This window comes from Pantanalinema rosaneae CENA516 (assembly GCF_050753385.1).
Lineage (GTDB): Bacteria > Cyanobacteriota > Cyanobacteriia > Leptolyngbyales > Leptolyngbyaceae > Pantanalinema > Pantanalinema rosaneae.
Genome location: NZ_JBLZFZ010000065.1, coordinates 1 through 24,659, shown reverse-complemented (window position 1 = coordinate 24,659; position 24,659 = coordinate 1). Strand labels below are relative to the sequence as shown.

The following is a 24,659-nucleotide window of genomic DNA, read 5'->3' as shown; positions in this document are numbered from 1 at the left end:
ACATTGGGTAGAGATCAGGGCATTGGGTCATTAAGCTTTTCCTGCCAGAAGCGCTACAAATGCCGCATGTTCTTTATTATTGCCGACAGCCAACAGCCGATCGTCCACCTCGATCACCGCATCTCCCATGGGATAACGGTGAAGTTTTTTGTGCCGCTCGATCGCCATAATGGTGACACCTGTGATCCGCCGCACCTGGGCTTGTGCCAATGTCAATCCCATTAAGGGGGATTGGGGCTTTACCACATACCAGTGGCGTTGTAGCCCTTCAATTTCAGTGTCTAGATTGGCAGCCCCCCAATACTCAGCCCGTTCTGGCAGAATATCCCGATACCGACCACTGCGATAGCGATGCACCAATTGCTGCACATCAAAGGTTGAATCCCCTAATTTGAAGAGTAAGTGGGCACCCATTTCCAGAGCCGCCTCAAACTCCGGTTGCACCACTTCCTGGGCACCGAGTTGGTAGAGTGAGTCAATTTCGCTATTTACATGCGCCCGCACTGTGACATCCAGGTTAGGAGCCAGACTCAGCGATCGTTGTAGCGTTAACCGGGTTGCCATGGGATCGGGTAGTGTAATTGCCAGGGCTTGAGCCTGGGGGAGATTGGCTTTTTCCAGCACCAGTTGGCTAGAGGCATCGCCGAATACATAGGGAATTTGCCGTTCTCGTAGGGTTTGCAAGGCGGCTTCGTTATTGTCGATCACTAAAATGCGATAGCCCTGGAAGTACAACATGCGTACCAGGGTTTGCCCCACGCGACCGTAACCTGCCACAACAATATGCCCTGTCAGTTCTTCTTCTAGCTCCGCCAGGTGAGATGACGTGCGGGTGGATTGTAACCAGGTATCGACGATCGACCATTGCTCTAGCCAGACGAGCCAAGTCGGAATGGATCGGAGAATTAACGGCGTAATGAGTAAGGTAATGGCTGTTGTGCCGACGACTAAGCCATAAAGTTGATCGGAAAACAATCCCTGCGCTTTTGCGACCCCTGCCAACACAAACGAAAACTCACCAATTTGATTGATGCCCAAGCCGACCGTTAATGAGGTTTTGAGGGAGTAGCCAAATAGGTTGACTGCCAGGGTGGCGATCGCGGCTTTCCCAATCATGGAAATTGCCACTAATCCCAATAACTGGGGCAAATTTGTCAGCAAAAACCCTGGATCAATCAGGAGCCCGATCGAGGTGAAAAATAGGGTGGCAAATACATCCCGCATCGGCAGAATGCGATCGAGGGCATGATCGGCATATTCCACATTGGATACCATCAGCCCCGCGACAAAGGCTCCCATCGCAATTCCTAGGCCTAAACTGGATGTTAGTAGGGCAATGCCTAAACACAGCACTAAAATTCCCAACAGAAAGAGTTCTTGAGAACCCGTTTGAGCCATCCAGCGAATCAGCCAGGGCATCAACCAACGACCTGCCAGCACTGCCCCTGATAGAAATAGGATGTCTTTGAGGATGGTAACTGCGATCGCCGAGCCGATCATTTCCGGCGGTTGCGTCAGGGTCGGCAGGATCGCCAGCATCACCCCCAGGCTTAGATCTTGCACAATTAAAATTGCCAGCATAATCTGCCCATGCAGGGTCTGAACTTCATTGCGCTCAATTAACCCTTTGAGGACAACCGCCGTAGACGATAATGACAGGACAGCCCCTAAGAAAATGGCGGTGGGGATAGAGTCTACCCATCCGGTCAGATACGTTAAGCCGCCGCCTAACAGCATGGTCAGAAAAATTTGCAGGATGCTGCCGCCAAAGGCAATGGCTTTGAGGCGAAGTAAGGTTTTCAAGGAGAATTCCACTCCCAGCACAAATAGCAGTAACGCGACCCCAATCTCAGCGAGCACCTGAATATTGCCTTCGGTCGCCACCAGTTTTAAGCCAGCCGGTCCCACGATCGTACCCGCCAGAAGATAGCCCAGCAATACAGGTTGCCCCAGGCGATGTGCCCCATAACCGCCGATCGTGGCAGCCCCCAGAACCGTTACCAGTTCGACAATTAGCTTTAATTCGCTTGCCATAGCGTTTTGATGTTAATCAGGTGGATTTAAGTCTGGGGAATCTCCAATAGTTGTTGAATGATTGTTGTCAAATGTTTTAATGATACGGGTTTCGCTAAATAGGCAGCCGCCCCAGCCGCCAAGCATCTTTCGCGATCGCCAGACATGGCTAAGGCGGTGAGAGCAATGATGGGCAGATCGGTAAATTCTGGGTGTTGCCGGATTCGTTGCATGGCTTCTATTCCATCCATCCCAGGCATCTGAATATCCATCAGAATTAAGTCAGGATGGTGGGCTTGGGTCAGATCGATCGCCTCCTGTCCATGATTCGCTACAATTAATCGATAGCCCCGAGTTTCCAGATAACCGGAAATAGTTTCTACATTGGCGAGATTATCTTCTGCTAACAGAATTAATGGTGGGTCAACGGCAGCCAGGTGATCGGATGGAGAGAGCGTGGCGGATTGGGTCGTCAGGCGATCGTCTGCCTCTAGGGAAATGACCGGTGGTGGTATTGGGAGAGTGAGAGAGTGGGGTTCGGGAATTCGTAAGGTAAAACAGCTTCCCTGTCCCAATTGACTTTGAACGGTGACAGAGCCTCCATGTAATTCGGCAATTCGGCGTACTAGCGATAAGCCTAACCCAGTACCACTGTAATGGCGATTCAGACTACTATCGATTTGTACAAAGGGTTGAAACAGCTTATTCAGGTCTGCTGCGGCAATGCCAATGCCGGTATCAGTGACCGAGAAGCTGATCCAATCCGTAGAATTTTGAGCCAGATTGGCGCGATCGCTGGATTGGCGACTTACTGCCAAGGTGACGCTACCACCTTCGGGGGTGAACTTAATCGCATTACTGAGCAGGTTAAGTAGGGCTTGATGCAAGCGGCGTTCATCCGCCTGAATCGTTCCCAGATTGCCAGGAATGTTGTGATGGAGCTGAATTTGTTTTTTCAGTGCCATTGACTGCACTGCGGTAAGGCTCGTTTGACAGAGGTTTTGGACAGATACCGCATTGAGGGTGAGTTCCAATTTACCCGCTTCAATTTTGGAGAGATCAAGAATGTCATTAATCAGATCCAGCAAATGCTTGCCGCTACGTTCGATCGTTGCCAGGGCTTTCCGTTGCCGTTGGTTAATATCACCCAACACTTCATCCTGTAAGCTCTCTGACATACCGAGAATGGCATTCAAAGGGGTGCGCAGTTCGTGACTCATGTTCGCGAGAAATTCATCTTTGAGGCGAGTGGCTTGAGCCAGTTCGGCATTGGTATTGGCTAATTGTTGATTAATGTGTTGGAGTTGTTCTTCGGCTTGTTTGCGATCGCTAATATCTGCCAGAATCCCCACATAACCAATTAGGGCTCCACTGGAGTCCGTTTCGGGTCGCACCTGGCAGTAAAACCAGATCGTACTGCCATCGGGGCGGAGTAGCCTTGCTTCATTCCGGTAAAGATCCGGCTGACTGGCTTGAAGCCATTGTGCCCATGTGCTAGTGATGCGATCGCGGTCATCCGGGTGAATGGTTTGTACCCAGCCTGTTACCATTGCGGTTGCCGTTGGTCTACCTGTCATCTCGCTCCAGCGATCGTTGACATAAATACAGTTACCAGCCATGTCCATGCGAAAAATTGCCACGGGTGCTGTAGCGGCTAAGGTGGCAAAGCGATGTTCACTTTTTTCGAGTGCTTCCTGGGCAAGTTTAAGTGCCGACAAATCGCGGATGCTGACGACAACACCGGAAATCGTTTGCTCAGCGCTATCGAGATAAGGGACGTAGGTGACACTGAGAAACTGGGGAACAAGATTCGGGAAATCAAACCAGCGTTCGTACTGGATCAGTTCTCCGGCTAAACAGCGATCTAATTTAGGTTGGATCACGGTCGTAAATAACTCGGTTCCCAAAATCTCAGCGACGGTATGACCCACAACCTCAGATTCCTGACGATTGCACCAGGTCAGATAAGCCGCATTCACTAGTTGATAGTGGTAGTGGCGATCGAGCAGCGCAATCCCATCATTGGCGATCGCCACAATCCGTTCATATCGTTGCAAAGCTCTTTCGACTTGCTTCAGCTTCGTAATGTCTCGTCCCACCGCTTGGACTTCCATCACCTGCTGCTGCTGATTCATCAACAAATGGCTAACCCATTGCGTCCATCGGATTTCCTCATTCACAACGACGCGATTTTCGATCGTTACCGTTGGGTTGTCGGGGGTCAGCGTTTTTAGTTGTTGTGCAACATGAGCACGATCTGCGGCAAACACTACAGGTTCATAGCTTTGACCAATTACGTCCTGTTGTTGCACATCAAAGTAGCGGTAATAGGCTTCGTTCACAAACAGCATTCTGCCATCGGGTAAAAACCGGGCAATCAGATCAGTCTGATCTTCAACAATGGCGCGATACCGAGCTTCACTGAGTTTCAGCGCTTCCTCTGCCTGCTTGCGTTCAGTAATGTCGATATGGCAACCGACCATGCGTAGGGGACGACTCTGGGCATCCCAGGCAATCACCCGTCCGGAGCAAATCACCCACACGATCGAGCCATTTTTGTGACGATATCTCACTTCGTTGTAGTAAAGAATCTCCCCCCGACTTTGCACATGGCGGTCAAAACACTGGAACAGTCCCGGTAAATCCTCAGGTAAAATCAGATCCTGCCAGGTTTCTGGTGTGTTGGGTAACTCGTGATCTTTGTAGCCAAGCATCTGTTTAAAGTTAGGACTGAGGTATTTCTGATGATGTAGCAGATCCCAATCCCAGTAGCTTGCCAAGGCAACTTCCAGCACATTCTCCAGCAAACCCAATTCCAGTTGGAGCCGTTCTAAATATTGCGACTCTGCCTCGGCTTGCTTCCGGCGGGTAATATCCCTTACCACGTTGATCAGCCCTAAGGGTTTGGCTTGCTCATCGCGGCAAAGACTGGTGGTGATCGAAAACCAGTGGGGTGTTCCAGCGATCGTCAGACATTGCTCAATTTCGTTGGCTTGTCCTGTGTGTAAAACGGTTTGTTCCAACGATCGCAACTGCTCAGCCTCTTGAGGGGCTAAAAAATCGTCGGCTACTCTGCCTAGCATTGCGGCAGGATGCAATCCCAGTATATGGGCAGCCGCTTGATTCACGACTAAATACTGCCCCTGCATGTTCTTGACTAGAATGGCATCATGGGTAGAGTTGATGATGCTTAACAGGAAGCGCTGGCTGCGCCGTAAATGTTTGACTCCGCGTTGAATTAAGCCATACAACAGCAAACTGGTACAACCAATGAATAGCCAGCCTTTGACGGTTTGTAGTTGGCTCAGAATGTCTGTGGATGGTGATAAGCGGGCTAGCAGGTAGTCCGACCAGGTAATCCAGAGAACACCCAGTAAGGCATAGATCAGGGTAATGGAGATCGCGAGATAGTGAGACTGGTTGGAGAGGTTGGGGGGCAACTGGGTGTCTGAAGTGTGCCAACGCTGCCAGCGATTACCTGGAAAAGCCACGGAGTTTGTCCTCCTGTTAAAGGGTGCAAGCCGATCGTTCTAGCGGATAGCTCAAGTCTAGGCTGGCTCAACTCATAAGTGGTACTTCTGCAACATCAGTTTAATCTCTGGTTGGCGGGAAATGGTGGGGCGATCGCTGACGATCGTTCAAGTTCTCAGCTCTATTGGTTTCGAGCCAGTCAAAGAATAGACAACTCTACCTGGAGCAAATTAAACGTGCTACAAAGTAACCGACACTGTTGAGCAATACTAAAACTCCTAGTCAATGTTTTTAGTTAACGATTCCAGTTCGTCTCGGGAAAATCGCATTAAGCAATTTTTGGCAGAAGACCCAGCATTATCTGCTCTGCTTGCCGTGATTCACTTTGAGTGGACAGTGCGGCGGGCAATCATTGCCCTTGGAACTTCTCCTAATGTAATGGTTCGAGAAAAACTGAGGAACTGTCATGGACTTGATCGATATAAAGAAGCTTGGAGAGATGAAGTTTATCCAAATATTCAACTACGGCTTCCTGAAGTGGTGAGGAATTGGGATGGTCTGGGTCGATCGTTTCGATTACGGCACAGGTTAGTTCATGGTGCTACTTCCTGCCAAGCGGAATATGCGATCGAGCGAGTTCACTGGGCGATTGAGGCTGCCAATGATGTCAGAGATATTTGTAGCAAAAATAATATTAACTTGGATGCACGTTTACCTGTCCGACGAATTACTAGATCGTAGGAAGATATAGAGCCTGTTTAGGTGGTGCGTTACGTTGCCCGAACATACCCTACGAAATTGCAATTTATTAATCTGTGATCCTAGCTTTTCGTAGGATGGGTTAGCGATAGCGTAACCCATGCTGTCAAAGGATTTGATGCGTTACGGCTACGCCTAACACATCCTACATTTGGGCTACCTGCTGACAAAATTTTATGAGCCGATCGGATTTTGTTGGATCAGACACAAATTTAAGAAACTCTGCATTAATCAGACATGATTTGAAATTACAAGATCTAGATTGCTACGAACTCTGCTTTGCTACACTGATATCTAAAGTACCCACAGGTGATAATGCAGATCACATTGGAACTCCCTGATGACCTAGCTTCTGAGGTAGGTTCTCTTGCAGACAAACTCCCGCAAATCCTCCAATTGGGTCTGCGAGAGTTGAATGCGGGTGCCCAGATTGGGTTCACTGGGGCAGCAGAAGTCTTAGAGTTTCTGGCTGCATTGCCGTCTCCAGAAGAAATTCTCGCTTTACGTCCCTCGGAAGCGTTACAAAGCCATATCAGCAGCTTACTAGAAAAACATCGGATACAAGGATTAACAGCAGAGGAAGAGCAGATTTGGCAGCAGTACCAATATCTTGAATATCTCGTTCGGATTGCCAAGGCTCAAGCTCTAATTAAGCTTAAATAGTTTCCTTGCTTTCTAACTTCAATCTATCTACCGTATATGCACAAGTCTTCTTGGTGTTTCTAGCTTTTGATCCTCCCTAGCCCTCCTTAACAAGGCTACTGTGTACACACAAATCGAGGCTGACTTCGTTTGCATCCTTTTAGCCCCCTAAATCCCCCAATTCTGGGGGACTTTGAATCGTTCGGCTCCCCCAGAATTGGGGGTTGGGGGGCGGTTCGTCAGTGCTTCGGCTAGATTTGATCACTTATGTATACACGGTAGCCTTAACAAGGAGGGAACCGAACCGCTCAAAGTCCCCCTTTTCAAGGGGGATTTAGGGGGATCAAACCGGAATCTAACCCTCAATTTAGGGGTCTGTGTACACGATAGCTGCAATTGGTCGAGTCACAGTTCGCATTTTGCAACTCAATCGCCGCGATCGTATTCAAGAACGGCAATTACTGATCGAAGCAGATGGATTGAATTTACCGCTGACTGCCTAGCCAGTGAATCGATTATTCAATTGGGGCTGAACAGAGTCCGGCAAGAAACGTTAAGTTCAGGTGAGGGCAGACCAGAAACATGCGAAAACATTAGGTAAGAGTGCGATCGCGGCAGTTAGCCGAGGAGCTAGACATTATGGTGGCGTTTCATCAACCTGTCTGGACATTGCCTGTTGACGCAGTTTATGACTTTCTTCATACCTCAGCCAGTGGCTTATCCGAGCTAGAAGCCGCCCAACGACTGGAGAAATTTGGGGCGAATGAGTTACCTGAACCAGCCCATCGCCCTTTATGGTTGCGGTTCACCGATCAACTCACCCACTTCATGGCATTACTGCTGTGGGTTGCCGGAATTTTAGCCTTTATCTCTCGGACTCCCGAACTCGGCTGGGCAATTTGGGCAGTGATCTGGATTAATGCCATCTTTAGCTTCTCCCAGGAGTTTCAAGCCGAACGAGCGTTAGCCGCCTTAAAGAACGTGTTACCGATGCAGGTAAAAGTCTATCGGCAGGGAGAACTGCAACAAATTCCGGCGCGGGAACTGGTGCGCGGGGATGTGATGCAATTGGAGGAAGGCGATCGCATTTCTGCCGATGCTCGGTTAGTGTCTGCCGAAAGTTTGTATATTGATGTGTCTGTTCTGACTGGAGAATCGTTGCCTGTGGCGCGGAGTGCTTACCCGGTGCGGGTGCGGCAAGCAATGCCCGTTCGAGGTGGCAAAACCTTAGTTCATCCGGGTGAACAACCCTTACAGGAGCGCGTTAATCCCGCCGAGATTGCCAACCTGGTGTTAGCGGGTTCTACGGTTGCCGCCGGACGAGCGATCGCGGTTGTCTACGCTACCGGAGCGCAAACTGAATTTGGGCAAGTGGCGCACCTGACCACGATCGTCAAACGAGAACCCAGCACATTGGAAGTGCAAGTGGCGCGAATTGTCCGGTTAATTACGGCGATCGCGATCGGCATGGGAGTAACGGTATTTTGTTTAAGTTACTTTTTGATTGGCATGGATGTTACCGAAAGTTTCATCTTTGCCATTGGGATTATTGTGGCAAATGTGCCAGAAGGTTTATTGCCAACGGTGACGTTAGCTTTGGCGTTGGGGGTGCAACGGATGGCACGACGGAATGCTTTAGTCCGACGGTTATCGGCAGTAGAAACCCTCAGTGCCACCACCGTGATTTGTACCGATAAAACGGGAACCCTAACGAAAAACGAAATGACCGTCCGGTATCTCTGGTTGCCAGGTCAGGAGGTTACAGAAATATCTCAGTCAAATGATGTTATGCAGATTGCCGTCACTGGAGCGGGATATGACCCGACGATCGGGACGGTGCAACTCCCACCTGACTTTAGCAATCCCTGGAAAGTTCATTTGCTGTTAGCGGGGGCTGCCCTCTGTTCCAATGCGCGGTTAATTCATCTCACGGCTCCCAGTCGTTGGCAGGAAATTGGCGATCCCACGGAAGCCGCGTTACTCGTGGTTGCGGCGAAAGCCGGATTAAATTTGGAACAGTTACAGCAACAGTTTCCCCGGTTACGAGAAATCCCGTTTGATTCCCGTCGCCGCATGATGACGGTGATTCTGGACTGGCGATCGCAACCCTTGTGGACAACTAATTTCCCCCATTTAGCCTTAACTAAAGGCGCACCGTTAGAAGTGTTGCGGCATTGTCATTTCATCCTGCGGAACGGTAGAACGGAGGAACTGCACCAACCCGATCGGCAACAGGTCGCTACTGCAAATGATGATTTGGCACGCCAGGGATTCCGCGTGTTAGGGGTCGCTGCCCGTCCGGGAGGCGATGAACTATTAGAGTTACGGGCACAGGAATTAGAACAAAATCTGGTCTTGATTGGCTTAGTCGCCATGTTCGATCCGCCCCGTCCCGAAGTCCCAGACGCGATCGCCCAATGCCATCAAGCCGGAATTAAAGTGACGATGGTGACAGGTGACTATGGCTTAACGGCGGAAGCGATCGCGCGGCAGATAGGGTTAATTGGGGAACGAGTCCGAGTTGTGACTGGAGAAGGCATGGGACATTTATCGGATGCCCAACTGCGTCAGATTCTCAAGTATCGATCGGGGTTAGTGTTCGCTCGGATGTCACCGGAACATAAACTGCGCTTAGTGCAAGCGTATAAAGCCATGGGGGATGTGGTGGCAGTGACGGGGGATGGGGTCAATGATGCGCCTGCCTTACGAGCGGCAAACATCGGCATTGCGATGGGGATGAATGGCACCGATGTAGCGCGGGAAGCCGCCGATATTGTGCTGACCGATGAGAACTTTGCCACGATCGTTAGGGCGGTGGAACAGGGACGGGCGATTTACCGCAACATTCGTAAATTCATGACCTATATCCTGGCATCCAATGTGCCGGAAATTGTGCCCTTCCTGGCAATGGTGGCGTTCAAGATTCCCCCTGCTTTAACGATTCTGCAAATTCTGGCGGTCGATCTAGGTACGGATATGGTGCCCGCCCTGGCGCTGGGCGCCGAACCCCCGGAAGCTGGCATTATGCAACAACCTCCTCGGAGCAAGCAGGAATTTTTGCTGAATACGCCGTTGTTATTGCGTGCCTATGGGTTTTTGGGCGTGATCGAAGCCCTTCTGTCGATGTTGGGTTTCCTGATCGTCTGGTGGAGTCATGGCTACTCGATCGCTGACCTGCAAGCAATCACCCCGGCGATTTTGACGCACACCGCCAGTCCAGAAGTCACCGCGATTTATCGCCAAGCGACTACCGTTACCCTCGCCGCGATCGTCGCCTGTCAAATTGGGAATTTATTTGCCTGTCGATCGGAATGGGTATCGTTCACACGACTTTCCTGGCGGCAGAATCGTTTACTGTGGATCGGCATTGGCGTGGAATGCGTTGCCTTGCTTGCCTTCATTCACTTGCCACCTTTGAGCCGCGTGTTTGCTACAACGCCGTTAGCTACCTGGCAATGGCTGATGTTGATTGCCTGTCCTGTGTTGCTGTTGGGAGCCGAAGAACTGCGGAAAGCGATCGTCCGTCGCTCCAAATAGCCGTGTGATTGCCAGGTAAACAATCCCGATTTTGTCTACCGAGCGATCGAGGGATTTTTAGTCATCATCTTTATCGGCAGCTTTTCGATCCGTCTGTTCAAGGCGCTGTTCCCTCGACTTCTCGCCCTGTTCATCATCGTCGTCGTCATCATCATCGTCATCGGCTTGATTTTGCCTCCTTTCACCTAAGCGAGTATCCGCCTCTCGCTGTTCCGCCTGTTCCTCCCGTTCTGCATTCCCTCCCGGAAAACCACAGCCAGTTAAAGCCGCAGGTAAACTAAATAGCAGTAATAATCCTATCAATGCCGTTTTCATCAGTAAACGCTCATCCTCAGATCAGACCATTTTAGCCATTTAGACTATCGCGCAAATCATGGTTTAACAACGACCTTAATAGGGATGACAAGTCTGAGTAGGACGATTAGTGGCGTGACTGATTAGGCAAATTTTGCTTGGTCAGCACTATTGTCGTGACCAGCTTTTACGGTTTAATTGGCGTATAGTTTTTCACCAAAGCGGATGCGGCTTCCGGTTTGCCTGAAGAAGGAAAAAGTAGAACGCTCTTAATTTTGGAGTTATTCACTAGCTCTTTTAAGCGAGACAATTGCTTCTCAGTAATCGCCACTCCGGCATATTTCTCGGCATAGGCTAACTCCTGATAAAAGTTAGCATCGTTGTAAGTTTGAATGAAGACGCGATCGACATTCCAGTTTTCCCAATCTGCGGCGAAATAGCGTTTACCCCAATAAGGATTATGGTGGCACAGATCAAAACTGACTTGAGAATTAGCTTTTTTGATGTCGTCCCGCATTTGCCGAACAAATTTCGTTAACCCGGCGGTGCGATCGACTTTGCCCGGTAAGCCCGCGTAATACCCCAGGTAGTCATCCCACTGTACGGCATCAATTTGAGGATATTTGCGGACAAACTCAACCGATATTTTTCTAAAGAAGCTGGCGACTTCGGGATTCTCGACATCCAGGACATAATGATCGATGCTGGGATAGGTTTTATCGACTCCAGGGACGATCCATTTTTTGGCTACGGCTAAATCAAAAATCGGGCTATTTTGATCGAGTTTAATCCCCTTCTCAAAATAGGCATGAACTTGCATCCCCTGTTTGTGCGCCTCATCAATTAGCCAATTTAACCATTGATCTTGAAACTGATTCGGGCAACTGTCGTAGCCAAACGCCTGCTGCATCACCTGACTGTTGTACATGGTGCAGCCATTACCCCACACGCCATGAATGATCGTATTCATGCCTTGCTGCCGATAGTACCGCACTCGTTGCCGAATCGTTTGTTCATCCGCGTTATTCGTCACCTGATAGCGACTTAAATAAATGCCTCGAATTTCCTTGTTCTGCCAAGCCGTTCGAGCTAACGAGGTTGGTTTTGGCTTAGTGGTAACAAGTGGCTGGTTCGTTGGTTTAGGAGAGGCTGAAACTTGTGGCTGAGGAGTTGGTGTACTGGTTGGAGTTGCTGTTGGTGACGGAGAGTTTGCCATAGGCGTAGGCGCGTCGATCGCGGGAGCCGCCTGCTGGCTATTGGGTAAAAGTTGGCTAATTGGTTCAGGCAGAAATCGGCCGAGATTGAGTTTATCTAAATTGGTAAAGCCCCAATAGGCTCCACCCAGCAAAATTAGGATAAATGAGATGGGGATATTGGCACATCCACATCCCTTTTTTTCTTTTTTAGAAGCCATAATAATTGGTTAAAGCGATCGATCGAGGGGTTAGGAAATCATGCCCCTACTTCCTAGATCACTTCACACGAACTCAGGCATTTTCCTAAACCTGATCAGAAGCTAAATTCTGCGACGATTCCGGTGAGGATTCCGCGCCTCCACGATCGCCCGTTTATCCACCATCGTCATCATGGCAGGCATATCACGGGAGGCTTTGGCGGCAATGCCTAATTCAGCGACCACTTGATCGAAGGTTTTACCCTGAGTCATGCGGTAGCCAATCTCCTCCACTTCCGCCCAAGACAGACGACTTTCGACAAACGATCGAGCCATTGTATTCAACACGCCTTCCCACTGGTTGCCCTCCACCTTAGTCATCATGGTGTGGGGGATTGACAGATATTTGTTGAAGCAGTGATACCAGGTGATGGGTTGCCGTTTCACTAGGGTTTCAAACAAGCCTCTGTGGTCAAAGTTGCCTACTGCAATATCACTTTCACTGGAAATAATAAACATCGGCGGAGTGGCTTGTTTCGGTGCCCGTTTTAGGATGTCGCTGCCCATATTCAGAAATACTCGCAGGGCTGGTAGTGAGAAGCCTTTGTAACCTCCTGGGGCGATCGGGGAATCGGTACTAATCCATTCAAAATAGGTGTTCATCGACTTCACCATCAAATCCACCACTTTGCTGCTACTACTGAGGTATGCCGCAAACAGCAAGGCACGATCGATCGCCTGGGGACGTTCCAAAGCTAACCAAGCCGCCATCGTCCCCCCCGCCGACAAGCCACCCACAATCACCTGCTTCCCCAGCGATTGGGCTTTCTCCAACCACTCCAAAGCAAACTTCTGATAGACCAGCGGATCAGTTGGCAACGGTGGCGGATTGGTTTTACTCCAGGCTCCAGCTTCCCCATGTCCCGGTAGCAAGGGAATTAGCACGTTATAGCCTGCCCGATAAAACATTTCGCCCATCGGCACAAACTGATGTGGGCCGGCGGTGAACCCATGAAAAAACAAACACACCCGTTCCGTCGGTTGGGGATGCAGGAAAAACCGAGAGGCACAGCGATCGCTCAACAGCGGTAGTTGAGCCTCCCGAGTTTTGGCAGATAGCGCGATCGCTTTCGTCGCCGCAGCATAATCAGGCATAGAGGTAGACCAAATCACAACGTAGAGGCAGCATCACACTGGAGCTTAGTGTGCCTCAGGTCTAGCCAAGCCACCCACTTCTGTATTGATTCTCTACAGATAAATCCTTTCGGGGGGCGTGGGGGAGTTAGGACCCCACGTAGCGGGAGTCCGAGGGGAAGACCCTCGGTAGGGTGATGCCACAAACCGACAACCTACAGATGCCGAGCTTAGCGTTTAGGAGACAGATACTCCGATGCCACGATCATCGACCCAATCCCCGCATCCGTAAACACCTCTAACAACAACGAATGCGCCAACCGACCATCAATGATGTGAGCCGCCCGAACTCCCTGCGCCAGCGATCGCACACAGCAAGTCACCTTCGGAATCATGCCACCGGAGACGATTCCGGTATCGATCAGATTCCGAGCTTCCGCGATATCCACTTTGGCAATCAGTGTCTCCGGATTTTTGTAATCTCGTAAAATTCCCGCCGTATCCGTCAACAGAATTAATTTTTCGGCTCCTAATGCCGCCGCAATTTCACCGGCTACCGTATCCGCATTAATGTTATACGCCTGTCCAGTACAATCAGCCGCGACACTCGACACCACCGGAATATAGCCACTCTTGACCAACGATTCCAAAATCTTGGTATCGACGCTAGTCACCTCGCCAACAAATCCCACCCCTTCCGCATCGGTCGGACGAGCCATGATCAGATTGGCATCCTTACCACATAGCCCCACTGCACTACCACCTGCCTGGTTAATTAAGGCAACCAGTTCTTTGTTAACTCGTCCGACCAATACCATTTCCACCACATCCATCGTTGGGGCATCGGTGACTCGCAGACCATTCTTAAACTGGGGTTCAATGCCCAATTTGTCCAACCAGGTATTAATTTCAGGCCCGCCGCCATGCACCAGCACCGGGCGAATGCCGACACAAGCCATCAGCACCACATCCCGGATCACCTGATCCTTGAGGGTGCTATCTTTCATGGCAGCCCCACCGTACTTAATCACAACCGTTTTCCCAGTCAGTTGTTGAATATACGGTAGAGCTTCGCTCAGAATCTGAACTCTCGTAGCGGCATCGGTTTGCATGGCATCACTCGCAGTCAATTTCAATTGTGTCGGGAGAAAATTAAGCCAAATTATATGCAGTGTAGAGGAAACTGCCACCCTGGAGATGATCGATCGCCACAGTTTTTAGACGTGGGTGGTTTCCGCCTCAAAGGTAATCAGCTTCAGGTGATCTGGATTGGCGATTAGTTCCTTAGCCAGTAAGTAACCCGCGATCGTCCAGGTCTGAAATTTCCGGGCTTCCTTGCCAATTAAGCGACCATCCGGCCCATCGTAATATTCCGGCCACTGTTCTTTGAGTAACCGCCGTTCCGCAATGGCGATCGCATGGTGGGCTAACTCGGCTCGCTGCATCTTGCGGGCGGCTGCCGTCAACATCCACAGCAACATCGGCCAACTGCCGCCATTATGATACGACCAGGGGCGATTTTTCGGATCAGCGCCAGTAACAATCCGCCATTCAATATCTTCCAACGCCGGATAACACAATTTCATCGGCATATTGCCGACCAGATCTGTCCACCGCAGTTCAATCAAATTCAAGATGCGATGACATTGATACTCATCTGCCAGGGACGAGGTAATTGCCAGTAAATTGCCGATCGCGAAAAAGCGACAGTCCATTTGCGAAGGTCCGAGATTGCCTGCCAGATAGCCTGCCGCTTCCGGCAACCATTTCGCTAAGCGATAAAACGGGATGGAGTCGGAGTAAATATTGAACTGGTTTAAAGCTTCTTCGCCGTACTCCTCCACCCGATAGCGGTAAATCACATTCAACCGTTCGGTATCCAGCCAATAATTCTCCCGCAACTGCCGCAGTAACGGACGAATCCGGCTATAGACCGCCTCAATCATGGCGTGATTTTCCTCGATCGGTCGCAACAGTTCCAAACTGGCTCGCAGTGCGGCATAGAACAGCGATTGAATATCCAATGGATGCCCGTACAATCCCATGCGGCGATCGATCATACTGGCTCCGTCGGGCACCAATACCATTGGATACATGTCAAACCGCGTCACCATACAGAGTTCCAGGATCAACCGAATCCCTTGCTGCACATCCGGACGATCGGCAAACTCGGTGTCCTGGGTCGCGATCACGTATGCCCGTAGTAGCAAGATCCACCACAAACAGGAATCGGCTGGAGCCACCCGCCCGATCGCATGATCGCCAAAGTCAGCTTTCAGATATTCTTTGCCGTACACTGTCCCAACTTTGAAACTGGCAGGCATGAGTCCCCGACTCGGTTTCGAGCTATCCAAGTGCCGCGTTTTTGGCTGTAATTTCAGGGTTTCCTCCAGAAAATTCCGGACAATCTCCGGTCTACCTTTGATCAGAAATAAAAAGGCAGAGGAAACAAAATCCCGCACAAAACACTGGTCATAATTCAGGGCGGCAATATCCGGATCACGGGCTGCGATCGTCCCGATCGGCTCTCCCTGGTAATAAATAATTGACTCTTCTAACGCTGCCCATGCCTGTTCTACGATCGTCGGCTCACCCAAGCTGCTTTCCTCTGTACTCGTTCCAGTTTGAGGATAACAAAGGTTACACACCCGCGATCGTCCATGAATAACTAGTTGCGAAAGCTTATTCAGTCACCCACTTTTATGGCGAGCGACTTGCCTGATCAGATAGTTTGTCGGTTTCAAGCCGTTTGGAAGACTGACAGTATACTGAAGCGGCTAACAGGAAAATTGGACGATAGCAGACAATCTTCAACCTCTTATGCTCCTCCTGCATCAACGTAGTGTTGAGTTGCTCCACATAACACTAGATATAGTGTCAACACTCCACAAGAAACAAGCTTATTAACGAAAAAGAGGGGTTTTTGATAATATAGAATTAAAATTTATTCAGTATTATCGAAACCGATAACAATGATTGGGGCTTCTAGAGCAGGACAATATGTAGAACAGATAGAAGGCTACAAAGCCTTTATACCTAATCCATTGCCACCCGTGCCTGAAATTATTATGGATCAGGAGATGTGGAATTTGCTGTCTCAAGCCGATCGGGCGTTGGGTCGCCTAGACGGAGCGACTGATGCGCTCCCAAACCCAGATTTATTTGTATTCATGTACGTTCGTAAAGAAGCAGTTTTATCGAGCCAAATTGAGGGCACACAAGCATCTTTGATCGATGTTCTAGAATTTGAATCTCAGGCTTTAGAACCAGATAACCCTCAAGAGGTAGCAGAGGTCGTGAATTACATCTCTGCGATTAATTATGGTCTTGAGCGACTCAGAGAGTTACCTGTATCTTTGCGGCTTATTCGAGAAATTCACCAAGAGTTAATGAAGGGAGTGAGGGGAGCCGAACGTAATCCAGGAGAGTTTCGCCGTAGTCAAAACTGGATTGGTGCAGGAGGATGTTCCCTAGCTGAAGCAACCTATGTTCCACCACCACCACATGAGATGCTCCAATCTCTAGATAATTTAGAGAAATTCTTGCATAGTCCACAACCTTTGCCTACCTTAATCAAGGTGGGATTAGCTCACGCTCAATTTGAAACTATTCATCCTTTTCTTGATGGTAATGGAAGAACAGGACGATTGTTAATTACCTTTCTGTTATGTGAGCAAAATATACTACAACGCCCTTTGCTTTACATTTCCTACTATTTCAAAAAATACCGCACTGAATATTATGATCGCCTTCAGGCTGTCCGGGACAGCGGCAATTGGGAAGGTTGGCTAAAATTCTTTTTGCGTGGCGTTTATGAAGTTGCTCAAGAAGCTGCTGCTACTGCTCGTAAAATAGTCAACTTGAAAGAGGAACATCGTCAATTAGTACTTAATGCAATGGGGCGTAGGTCAGGTAACGCGATCGCCTTGCTTGAGAGCCTTTATTTCAGACCAATTTTTACTGTGGAACATGCTGAGACGATTACAAATTTGTCATATCCCAATGCCAACACTTTAATTAAGGATCTTAGCGATATAGGTCTGCTGCAAGAAATTACTGGACAAAAGCGCAATCGAGCATTTTCTTATGCACCGTATTTGGCTGTCTTCAGGGATGCCTAGCAGCAACGTGCAACGCTTCAAATCAGCGGCAGCAGGGACTCAGAACGAAGCAGAAAGCATTGTAGTATGTTCGTTATGTCTATTTTTCATTGTTAGATGCTGGTTGCAACTCAAGCTCTAACTAACGCTGAGTTACTTCGCCCAACGCCTCTTGAATCACTTCATCACTGACACCATGACGCTTTAAACTAGCGATCAATGCAAACACCGTATCGCCTTCTAAACGCTCCAAATCAGCCCGCAACCCTTGCCCAATATAAGCACGCACTAACGGTTGATACCCAGAAAAACCAAGCAGTGGTGCAACTTGCTTCAAATCCTCAATCACATCTTCAGGCATCCGAATTGTGATCGTCGTCATGGGACGATTTCGATCTAGCCGCTTTTTCAACGTCTCAGGTTTCATAAAATTCCCGCTCCTTCCGTGTCGCTTTCCGAGCTGAAATGATCCGAATCATGTCGTTCTCTCGCTCAATGAAGACAACGTATAGCAAGTTCCAACGTCGATCTAAACCAATAACAGCATCTCGTGCTTCATCATTGCGACTTGCATCAACGACCACAAGCAATGGATCGAAGAAAACTTCTGCGGCTTGCTGAAATGTCACGCTGTCGTGGTTAATTGGGTTGATCCTGGCTTTTTCGTCATTCCAGACAAACGTGATGCCATTGAGAACGAAATACACATCCATGCTTGTAGTGTAAGTAAGACGTATTTACACTGTCAATACATTTTGGTGTTGCAGTTGATGGGCACGATCGCTCTTGGCTCTCAACAGCAGCAATTGAGCACTGCCACACAGATCAGGAAAAGTAGCTCAACGATCTCACTGTTTTTTCTGTACCGCTATAGGGTGCAGCAGGAAGTCATTCCTTAAGCATCTGGGGTTTACCGCGATCGCTACTCCTCCATCAGCAAACATAGCAGCCGGAATAACAAATGGAGCTATTAAGATCACAAATGGCGATCGTTCTAACGACCCCAGTCAGCGGCGGCAGATTACTATCGAACTTAGCACCAGTGGCTCTCGTCCGTCCGCTGCGTTGGGATGGTTAGGCATTGCATTCACAACGAAAACCTGCTTATTTACTGCACCGCTTCCCTAATCTGACGCTCCATATTAGAGGTGATTTCGGTCGAGCGAGCAGGAAGCTCCGCCGCTGTCCCCTGTTCTCCGTTCCGCGCAATATCATCGAGAAGTAACTGCATCTCAGCTATTTCACGCACCTGCGACTCAATGATCTCATCCGCCAGCTTACGAACGCGTGGATCACTAATGCTTGCCTTTCGCGCATTATTAATAGCAATGGAGTGGTGAGGAATCATCGACTTCATGAAGTTGACATCTCCGATTAGTGCCTGGGTTCTATTCACGGAGAGTAGAATCAAGCCTAGCGCAGTAGCCACGCCGAGAACTGCAATCTTGGTTCCTATGCCTCGGTACATCGACCACATGAAGGAAAGCATCACAATGGTCATCACGCAACCCATTACCAATGAGGCAACCAGTCGGTTTACGCTAAACATTGCGTGATCAAGTGAGTATATGAGCTGATACATCAAGAAAAACATGATGAAAGTTGAGGTCGCGATCATCGCCGCGAATCGGTTCCAGCCCATCCCTGGCATTTGTTTCTGTTGATCCATATTGCTTCTCCATTGGAGTGCCACTATTTCAAAATAGTGCTCTGGCTCAACTTTTTGCATCACTCCTATGGTTGGCATACATAGTGAGTACGAGTCCAGCAGCAATTCCAGCAAGATTTAAGAAGCTGCCAGGTTCCAATATCGACATAGCCTAACTATTATTAGACGGAAAATTTCTGCCTCAGATTCTAATTTAGGGTGAATAGGTAGAATGATTCGGCATCATACCTAAGATTCACTGTTTGGGTAGAAGCTCTCTGCACAATCTGCTGCTGAAGCTGGATAGTTCGCAACTTTGTATTAATTTCTACTGATGCAGCCCTAACTCGATCGCCCTGATTCCAGCAGAATTGGAGCGATCGAGGACAGTGTTCAACCAACCCTACTTCACGCCAAACACTTCTGGAGTAAAGCTGCCGTGTAAGCCATAGGGAACGTGATGTTTTAGATGCAGACGTGCCACACAGGTTAAATCACGGGCATCGAGAATCACCAGATCGGAGCGATCGTGAGCGGCATCAAATACCAGGGCTAACAACCAACCATCATCTTCAGCACCGATGACTTGGGTGGAGTCGGGCGATCGAGGGACGAAGATCGGTTCGGTCATAAAGCCACGGGGGGCAGCGCTCCAGATTAACCGCTGACCAGTTTCCAGATCAACTTTGAGGATGGCTTGTAGAGGTGCATTACCCGTCGGAGCATCCGCCGCACCGATGTAGAAGTAGCGATAGGGACGACCCACTTTCGCCGGATGAATTGCCGGAAACTCACAACAACGAGCTTCTAACAATTGCTTAGAAATTTCCCCGGTTTGCAAATTCACCCGGAAACGCCAGATCTGACCCGGATCAAGCGCCTCAAAGTTGGTTTGGCGAAAATCGGCATCTGGTTCCACGGAAGGTAACGACTGATAACAAATGGAGTCAATTACTATGTCATCGCTGTCTTCAAAGGCATTGATGTGATGGAAGACAAAGCCTGCCATTGTTTCAAACACTTTGGCGATCGCTGCCTCACTGGCATTTTGAGACTCTGCACTACCTGCTTGCTGACGCGGAATCACAATAATTTTCGTCGGCTGTTCGGGACGGAAATGAATACATTCCCCCGCCGTCCGCAGTCCAGCAAAATAAAGTAACGGATTAAACTGCACCGGATTTTGGAAAAAGATGCAGTAATGGCGAGTAATCGCGAAGTCGTGGATAAAGGCGAAACCAGGAACTGTGTGGGCATATTGCCGCACCAATTTGCCACTGGGATTAAATTCGTACAGGTTAATCGTGGAAGACAGCCCGGTTTTAATCGAAAAGTTGACCAAACAGGGAGTCCCATCCTGGTGATCAGCCGGATCAACCCAGGGATGAGCGCCAAAAGCAGCACCCGGTTGGAGTAACCCATTCAGGTAATCCAAGCCGATCGTTTCTAACGTATCTGGATCAAGTCGATAGGGTTCGGCGGCTTCCCACAGTGCTAATAGCTTGTCGCCCCAATAAATTACATTGGTATTGGCAATATTCTTCAGTTTGAAGTCCAGCAGGTTGGCAAACCACCCACCGGGCTTATCGGTGCCAAACACACCTCGATACAAAATCTTCCCAGCCGCCTGTTCTGCCACATAGCCTTCAGTCCGGACAAACCGATTGCGGAAATGGGCACGACCATTCTGAAAAGCGATCGCGCAAATCATGCCATCCCCATCAAACGGGTGTTGCAGCGGTTGCCCATTGATATCCAGTAAACCCGGCCCATTGCGGAATAGGGTTCCTTGCAGACCCGCCGGGATTTCCCCCTCAATATCATCAATCCAGTAATCAAATTCCTCGTAGAGCGATCGATAGCCTTTTTGCCAGTCTTCCCGCGTATAGGATGGTTGCGTAGACGCTGCGATCGGTTGAGCTTGGGTTTGCATAGGAGAGATATAGCTTAGGGATAAGGACGATCGGAATAGGGAGTCACCAAACCATTGTCAGCAGTCCAGCCAGTGATCCTGTTGACGTTGTACTGTAAACGTCTAGACCTTGACCTCTAACATTTGGTAGGCTTCTTACTCTTCTGTCACCGCTTCGGCATGACGCGATGGTGGCGCAAACTCCGTCATCAAATCAGGAATAAACGGTTGCGCTAAATGCTTAGAGGGCGAGGTGGCTGAATCCAGTTCAAATTCCAGGGATGATGCAGGCTGCAAGCTAGGGGATTGGGTTTCCTCAGGCGCAATGTCACTCGCAGCAGGGAGCCAACTTAAAAACGGTAGCGGTAGCAGGGTCGATAGGTTAGTGATAATTACCAGCCAGGTCAAATTCGTGAAATCATTCGCCGTAATGCCCAACCAGTGCATCAGTAGTGCCCCCGACTGGTAGGACAACATCCCAGCCAAGTTGACGATCGACATTAGCAAGGCAAACAGTGTCGCTTCCACTCCCGACGGACAGAGCCGCGCCGCTAACACCAGCACCGGCATAAAAGCAATCTGCCCCATCACCGTCAGAATCAGATTGTCGCCTAGACTAAACCAGTGGTCATCAATGCCCAGCGATCGATTGGCATGGGTCACCAGCAGCAGCGTTGTCATGCCTAACAGGGAGGAAATCACCGTAGACCAGCCGAAGATAATCCGAAAGGGTACGGTTTTGAGGAAGCGTTGAAACAGCCAGATCCCGACCAGGGAAGCCAAACTGGTGACTAAGCGCACCCGTCCTAAGAACTCTGGCTCAAAATGCAGTTCATTCGTGGTGAAGAAGAAGAAGGCTGAGTCGGCGGTCGGCATGGCTTGCCAGATAAATAGAAATGCTGTGGGCAGCCAGATCGATTTTTGACTAATCGCTTGCTTCAGTTGTCCCAGTTGTTGTCCTACGGCTGACCAGTTGGTAGCATCAGTCGTCCGGGATTCAGCAATTAACCAGGCAACCAGCGATACAATCAGCGGAAAGGTGGCTGTGATGCCAAAGACGGTGCGGGTGGTGAAATGTTGAAGTAAAAAGCCACTCAGGTACGCTGTCAGCAATCCACCCACGGAAGACGCACCCCAACAAATGGATTGCAGGGAACCGGCATCACCGATCGATTCCTGCCGCGCCCGTTCTACCACCAGGGAATCGACAATCACATCACTGAAGGCGACGGAGAGGGAACTGAGGGCGATCGCGATCATGGCTTGCCAGGGAGTTTCGACGATCGTTGCCAGTGCCACCCAGGATAACGCTCCCAGGATGCCCGACAGAATCAGATACGGACGACGACGATAGCCAAAAATCGGCAACCCATCCGAGATAAAGCCAAACAGCGGCTTCACCATCCAGGGCAGAGCCGCAATCCCCACCAGGGCAGACACCTCAGCCGGATTCAGTCCCAACTCGTCCTTGAGGAAGAAGCTGATGGCTAACCGAGCTAACCCCAAAATGCCTTGCACAAAGTAGACCAGCAAAATCGCGATCAATTCTGCGGTTGGTTCGTGCCCCAACAAAACTTTGTCTGTAAACGAGTTTTTGATTTTGGCGAAACCGGAGGAGGAAACAATCATTGATATTCTGTAACAAACCGTATCAATTGCCCCTATGATAACGTTTTGCTTCGAGGGAAAACATCATCCTTCGTTATTAGGCTACTCCGGTTTGTTCATAGTGATACCAATTACCGATACCAGGCTTGATACCACGCTTCCATTTGCTTGATTTCCGCCGTTTGGGTTTTGACGATCGAGTCTGCCAATGTGTGGATTTCAGGACGATCACTATGGACTAATGCCATCTGTGCCATCATCACGCCCATTTGGTGATGGGGAATCATGGCTTCAATAAAGGCGCGATCGAAGTCCGAAGCGGCTTTCAACGCCTCTAGATCAGGAGTCATATTCATGCACCCCATCCCGCCACGCCCCATCATTCCCCAACCTGGATCTGATGCAGAATTCTGTCCAGCCATGGTACGTTTGCCCATCCTGCCCATGCCATAACCACCCCGCCGCATCCCCAGACTCATCCCCATTCCGGGTTGCCAATCGGGCACATCTGCCCCATACCATTGCTTGTACCAGGCGATCATTTGCTGATTTTCCTGGCGTTGAGTGGTTTGAATCGACTGAGCCAGTTGCTTGATTTCCGGATGGGTCGCTCGGGTCAGCGCCAGATCTGCCATCGCGATCGCCCCGTTATGGTGCGGAATCATCATGACAATAAAGTGCTGTTCAGGATTGCCCATCATCCCCGATCGCCAGGGCAAAGGGGCGGGAGAGGGCTGTGGTGTGGTTGCTTCTGCCAGTGCCATTGAGGGTAAAACTGCCATTGGGGCTGTCCAGGTTATTCCTAACGATCGGGGAGCAGCTTCTGTGGTTAGTAAGATCACTAACGCGGTGATGATGCTACCTGTGACGAGACTAATCAAACCGTAGATCAGCGGCTTGCGAGTCATAATTCACCTCGTCCAACGTTGGAGTGCAGCAAAAAACAGCAAAAAATAAAATATCAAGAGTTAAAAGGGCGTTACAGGCTGTGGAGAGAGTAGAGTAACGCCCATATCCTCAGCATAGGTAAGAAGTTTGAGGATCTTGTGAGGATAATCACCTTTCATATTCTTTTCATTTTCGATCGTCCTGGTGTAGGCTGGAAAAAATGAAAGAAATATGAAAGAGGGTTTGTGCAGGTAAATCGGGGTTGGCAACCAAAACCAGGATTGCGGAGCGGGGCGATCGCGATCGTTCTACTTATGGCAATTGGTTTAACCGGATGTCAAACTGCTCCCCCAGAACCTCAAGCCACCGCACCAACGCCTCGGAATGAAGCGGCTAATCCTCAAACCAAGAAGGTGATTTTAACCACGTTTACGGTGCTGGCAGACATGGTGCAAAATGTCGCCGGAGATCAAGCGATCGTGGAATCGCTGACGAAACCAGGAGCCGAAATTCATGGGTATGAGTTCACTCCCAGCGATCTAGTACGGGCACAATCCGCCGATTTGATCCTGGAAAATGGGTTGAACCTGGAGCGGTGGGCAGAGAAATTTTATAGTAGTCTCCCTAATGTTCGACAGGTGACGTTGAGTGAGGGGATTACCCCGATCGCGATCGCCTCGGATGCCTATGCCGGTCAGCCCAACCCCCATGCCTGGATGTCGCCCCAAAATGCCGTGATCTATGTAGAAAACATTCGTAAAGCGTTGGTTGAACTCGATCCAGCCAATCAAGCTACCTATAACGCCAATGCCGCCAAGTATCGCCAGCAAATTCAAGCGATCGACCAAAAATTGCGGCAGGAACTCTCCGTACTGCCAGAAAACCAACGCTATATCGTCACCTGTGAAGGCGCATTTTCCTACATTGCCCGTGATTACAATCTGAAGGAAGTCTATCTATGGGCAGTCAATGCGGAACAACAAGCGACTCCCAGGCAAGTTGAGCGCGTGATTGAAACAGTCAAGACCAACCAGATTCCTGCCGTGTTCTGCGAGAGTACGGTAAATAACGAACCCCAACAACAGGTGGCGAAGGCGGCGGGAGCTAAGTTTGGCGGTGTGTTTTATGTCGATTCTCTATCACCACCGGAGGGCCCCGCCACTACCTATCTGAAGTTGATTGAACATAATGTGACAACGCTGGTAGCAGGCTTGCAGGGGAGGTGAGGGATGGGGAGATGGCTGTCTCTTATACACATCT

The 24,659-nt window shown here is 49.6% G+C and carries 19 protein-coding genes; 6 read left to right on the top strand and 13 right to left on the bottom strand.

Annotated elements, in window-relative coordinates:
• Positions 1 to 30 precede the first annotated feature (30 nt).
• Positions 31 to 2,034 carry a cation:proton antiporter domain-containing protein gene (locus ACN4EK_RS26825; RefSeq protein ID WP_431661369.1) on the bottom strand — a complete coding sequence of 668 codons (2,004 nt, stop codon included), beginning with the start codon at positions 2,032 to 2,034 and terminating at the stop codon, positions 31 to 33.
• 26 nt (positions 2,035 to 2,060) lie between these two features.
• Positions 2,061 to 5,504 carry a PAS domain S-box protein gene (locus tag ACN4EK_RS26820; protein WP_431661368.1) on the bottom strand — a complete coding sequence of 1,148 codons (3,444 nt, stop codon included), beginning with the start codon at positions 5,502 to 5,504 and terminating at the stop codon, positions 2,061 to 2,063.
• Between the two features lie 265 nt (positions 5,505 to 5,769).
• Between ACN4EK_RS26820 and ACN4EK_RS26815 the strand changes: the two genes are divergently transcribed.
• From ACN4EK_RS26815 to ACN4EK_RS26800, 4 genes are all read left to right on the top strand, one after another.
• Positions 5,770 to 6,225, top strand: coding sequence for a hypothetical protein (locus ACN4EK_RS26815; protein ID WP_431661367.1), 456 nt, complete (start codon positions 5,770 to 5,772; stop codon positions 6,223 to 6,225).
• Between the two features lie 333 nt (positions 6,226 to 6,558).
• Positions 6,559 to 6,906 (top strand): hypothetical protein, encoded by a 348-nt coding sequence (locus tag ACN4EK_RS26810; RefSeq protein ID WP_431661366.1) that lies wholly within the window; start codon positions 6,559 to 6,561, stop codon positions 6,904 to 6,906.
• A gap of 356 nt (positions 6,907 to 7,262) precedes the next feature.
• Complete coding sequence (locus ACN4EK_RS26805) at positions 7,263 to 7,388, top strand: hypothetical protein (protein ID WP_431661365.1); 126 nt, start codon at positions 7,263 to 7,265, stop codon at positions 7,386 to 7,388.
• A 100-nt stretch (positions 7,389 to 7,488) separates the two neighbouring features.
• The gene (locus ACN4EK_RS26800; protein WP_431661364.1) at positions 7,489 to 10,422 is read left to right on the top strand and encodes a cation-translocating P-type ATPase; all 2,934 of its coding nucleotides are present in this window, start codon (positions 7,489 to 7,491) and stop codon (positions 10,420 to 10,422) included.
• A 57-nt stretch (positions 10,423 to 10,479) separates the two neighbouring features.
• Here ACN4EK_RS26800 and ACN4EK_RS26795 read toward each other — a convergent pair whose 3' ends face one another.
• The 5 genes from ACN4EK_RS26795 to ACN4EK_RS26775 form a co-directional block, all read right to left on the bottom strand.
• Positions 10,480 to 10,737 (bottom strand): hypothetical protein, encoded by a 258-nt coding sequence (locus ACN4EK_RS26795; RefSeq protein WP_431661363.1) that lies wholly within the window; start codon positions 10,735 to 10,737, stop codon positions 10,480 to 10,482.
• 166 nt (positions 10,738 to 10,903) lie between these two features.
• Positions 10,904 to 12,130 carry a family 10 glycosylhydrolase gene (locus ACN4EK_RS26790; RefSeq protein ID WP_431661362.1) on the bottom strand — a complete coding sequence of 409 codons (1,227 nt, stop codon included), beginning with the start codon at positions 12,128 to 12,130 and terminating at the stop codon, positions 10,904 to 10,906.
• A 102-nt stretch (positions 12,131 to 12,232) separates the two neighbouring features.
• Positions 12,233 to 13,264 (bottom strand): alpha/beta hydrolase, encoded by a 1,032-nt coding sequence (locus ACN4EK_RS26785; protein WP_431661361.1) that lies wholly within the window; start codon positions 13,262 to 13,264, stop codon positions 12,233 to 12,235.
• Positions 13,265 to 13,473: 209 nt separating this feature from the next.
• Complete coding sequence (gene argB, locus ACN4EK_RS26780) at positions 13,474 to 14,373, bottom strand: acetylglutamate kinase (protein WP_431661360.1); 900 nt, start codon at positions 14,371 to 14,373, stop codon at positions 13,474 to 13,476.
• Between the two features lie 87 nt (positions 14,374 to 14,460).
• Entirely contained in the window at positions 14,461 to 15,891 is a 1,431-nt protein-coding gene (locus tag ACN4EK_RS26775) for a glycoside hydrolase 100 family protein (protein ID WP_431661359.1), read from the bottom strand.
• A 324-nt stretch (positions 15,892 to 16,215) separates the two neighbouring features.
• Between ACN4EK_RS26775 and ACN4EK_RS26770 the strand changes: the two genes are divergently transcribed.
• Complete coding sequence (locus ACN4EK_RS26770; protein ID WP_431661357.1) at positions 16,216 to 17,364, top strand: Fic family protein; 1,149 nt, start codon at positions 16,216 to 16,218, stop codon at positions 17,362 to 17,364.
• Between the two features lie 121 nt (positions 17,365 to 17,485).
• On the opposite strand, the gene ACN4EK_RS26765 is transcribed toward ACN4EK_RS26770, so the two are convergent.
• The 6 genes from ACN4EK_RS26765 to ACN4EK_RS26740 form a co-directional block, all read right to left on the bottom strand.
• On the bottom strand, positions 17,486 to 17,770 hold the full coding sequence (locus ACN4EK_RS26765; RefSeq protein WP_431661356.1) for a hypothetical protein: 285 nt from the start codon (positions 17,768 to 17,770) through the stop codon (positions 17,486 to 17,488).
• On the bottom strand, positions 17,760 to 18,056 hold the full coding sequence (locus ACN4EK_RS26760; RefSeq protein WP_431661355.1) for a BrnT family toxin: 297 nt from the start codon (positions 18,054 to 18,056) through the stop codon (positions 17,760 to 17,762). The genes ACN4EK_RS26765 and ACN4EK_RS26760 overlap by 11 nt, the downstream gene beginning before the upstream one ends.
• Positions 18,057 to 18,451: 395 nt before the next feature.
• Entirely contained in the window at positions 18,452 to 19,072 is a 621-nt protein-coding gene (locus tag ACN4EK_RS26755; RefSeq protein WP_431661354.1) for a DUF305 domain-containing protein, read from the bottom strand.
• A gap of 322 nt (positions 19,073 to 19,394) precedes the next feature.
• Complete coding sequence (locus ACN4EK_RS26750; RefSeq protein WP_431661353.1) at positions 19,395 to 20,924, bottom strand: carotenoid oxygenase family protein; 1,530 nt, start codon at positions 20,922 to 20,924, stop codon at positions 19,395 to 19,397.
• 135 nt (positions 20,925 to 21,059) lie between these two features.
• Entirely contained in the window at positions 21,060 to 22,532 is a 1,473-nt protein-coding gene (locus ACN4EK_RS26745; protein ID WP_431661352.1) for a folate/biopterin family MFS transporter, read from the bottom strand.
• 110 nt (positions 22,533 to 22,642) lie between these two features.
• Positions 22,643 to 23,419, bottom strand: a complete 777-nt coding sequence (locus tag ACN4EK_RS26740; protein WP_431661351.1) for a DUF305 domain-containing protein — start codon at positions 23,417 to 23,419, stop codon at positions 22,643 to 22,645.
• 225 nt (positions 23,420 to 23,644) lie between these two features.
• Here ACN4EK_RS26740 and ACN4EK_RS26735 point away from each other — a divergent pair, with 225 nt between their 5' ends.
• Complete coding sequence (locus tag ACN4EK_RS26735) at positions 23,645 to 24,625, top strand: metal ABC transporter substrate-binding protein (RefSeq protein ID WP_431661350.1); 981 nt, start codon at positions 23,645 to 23,647, stop codon at positions 24,623 to 24,625.
• The last annotated feature ends 34 nt before the right edge of the window (positions 24,626 to 24,659 follow it).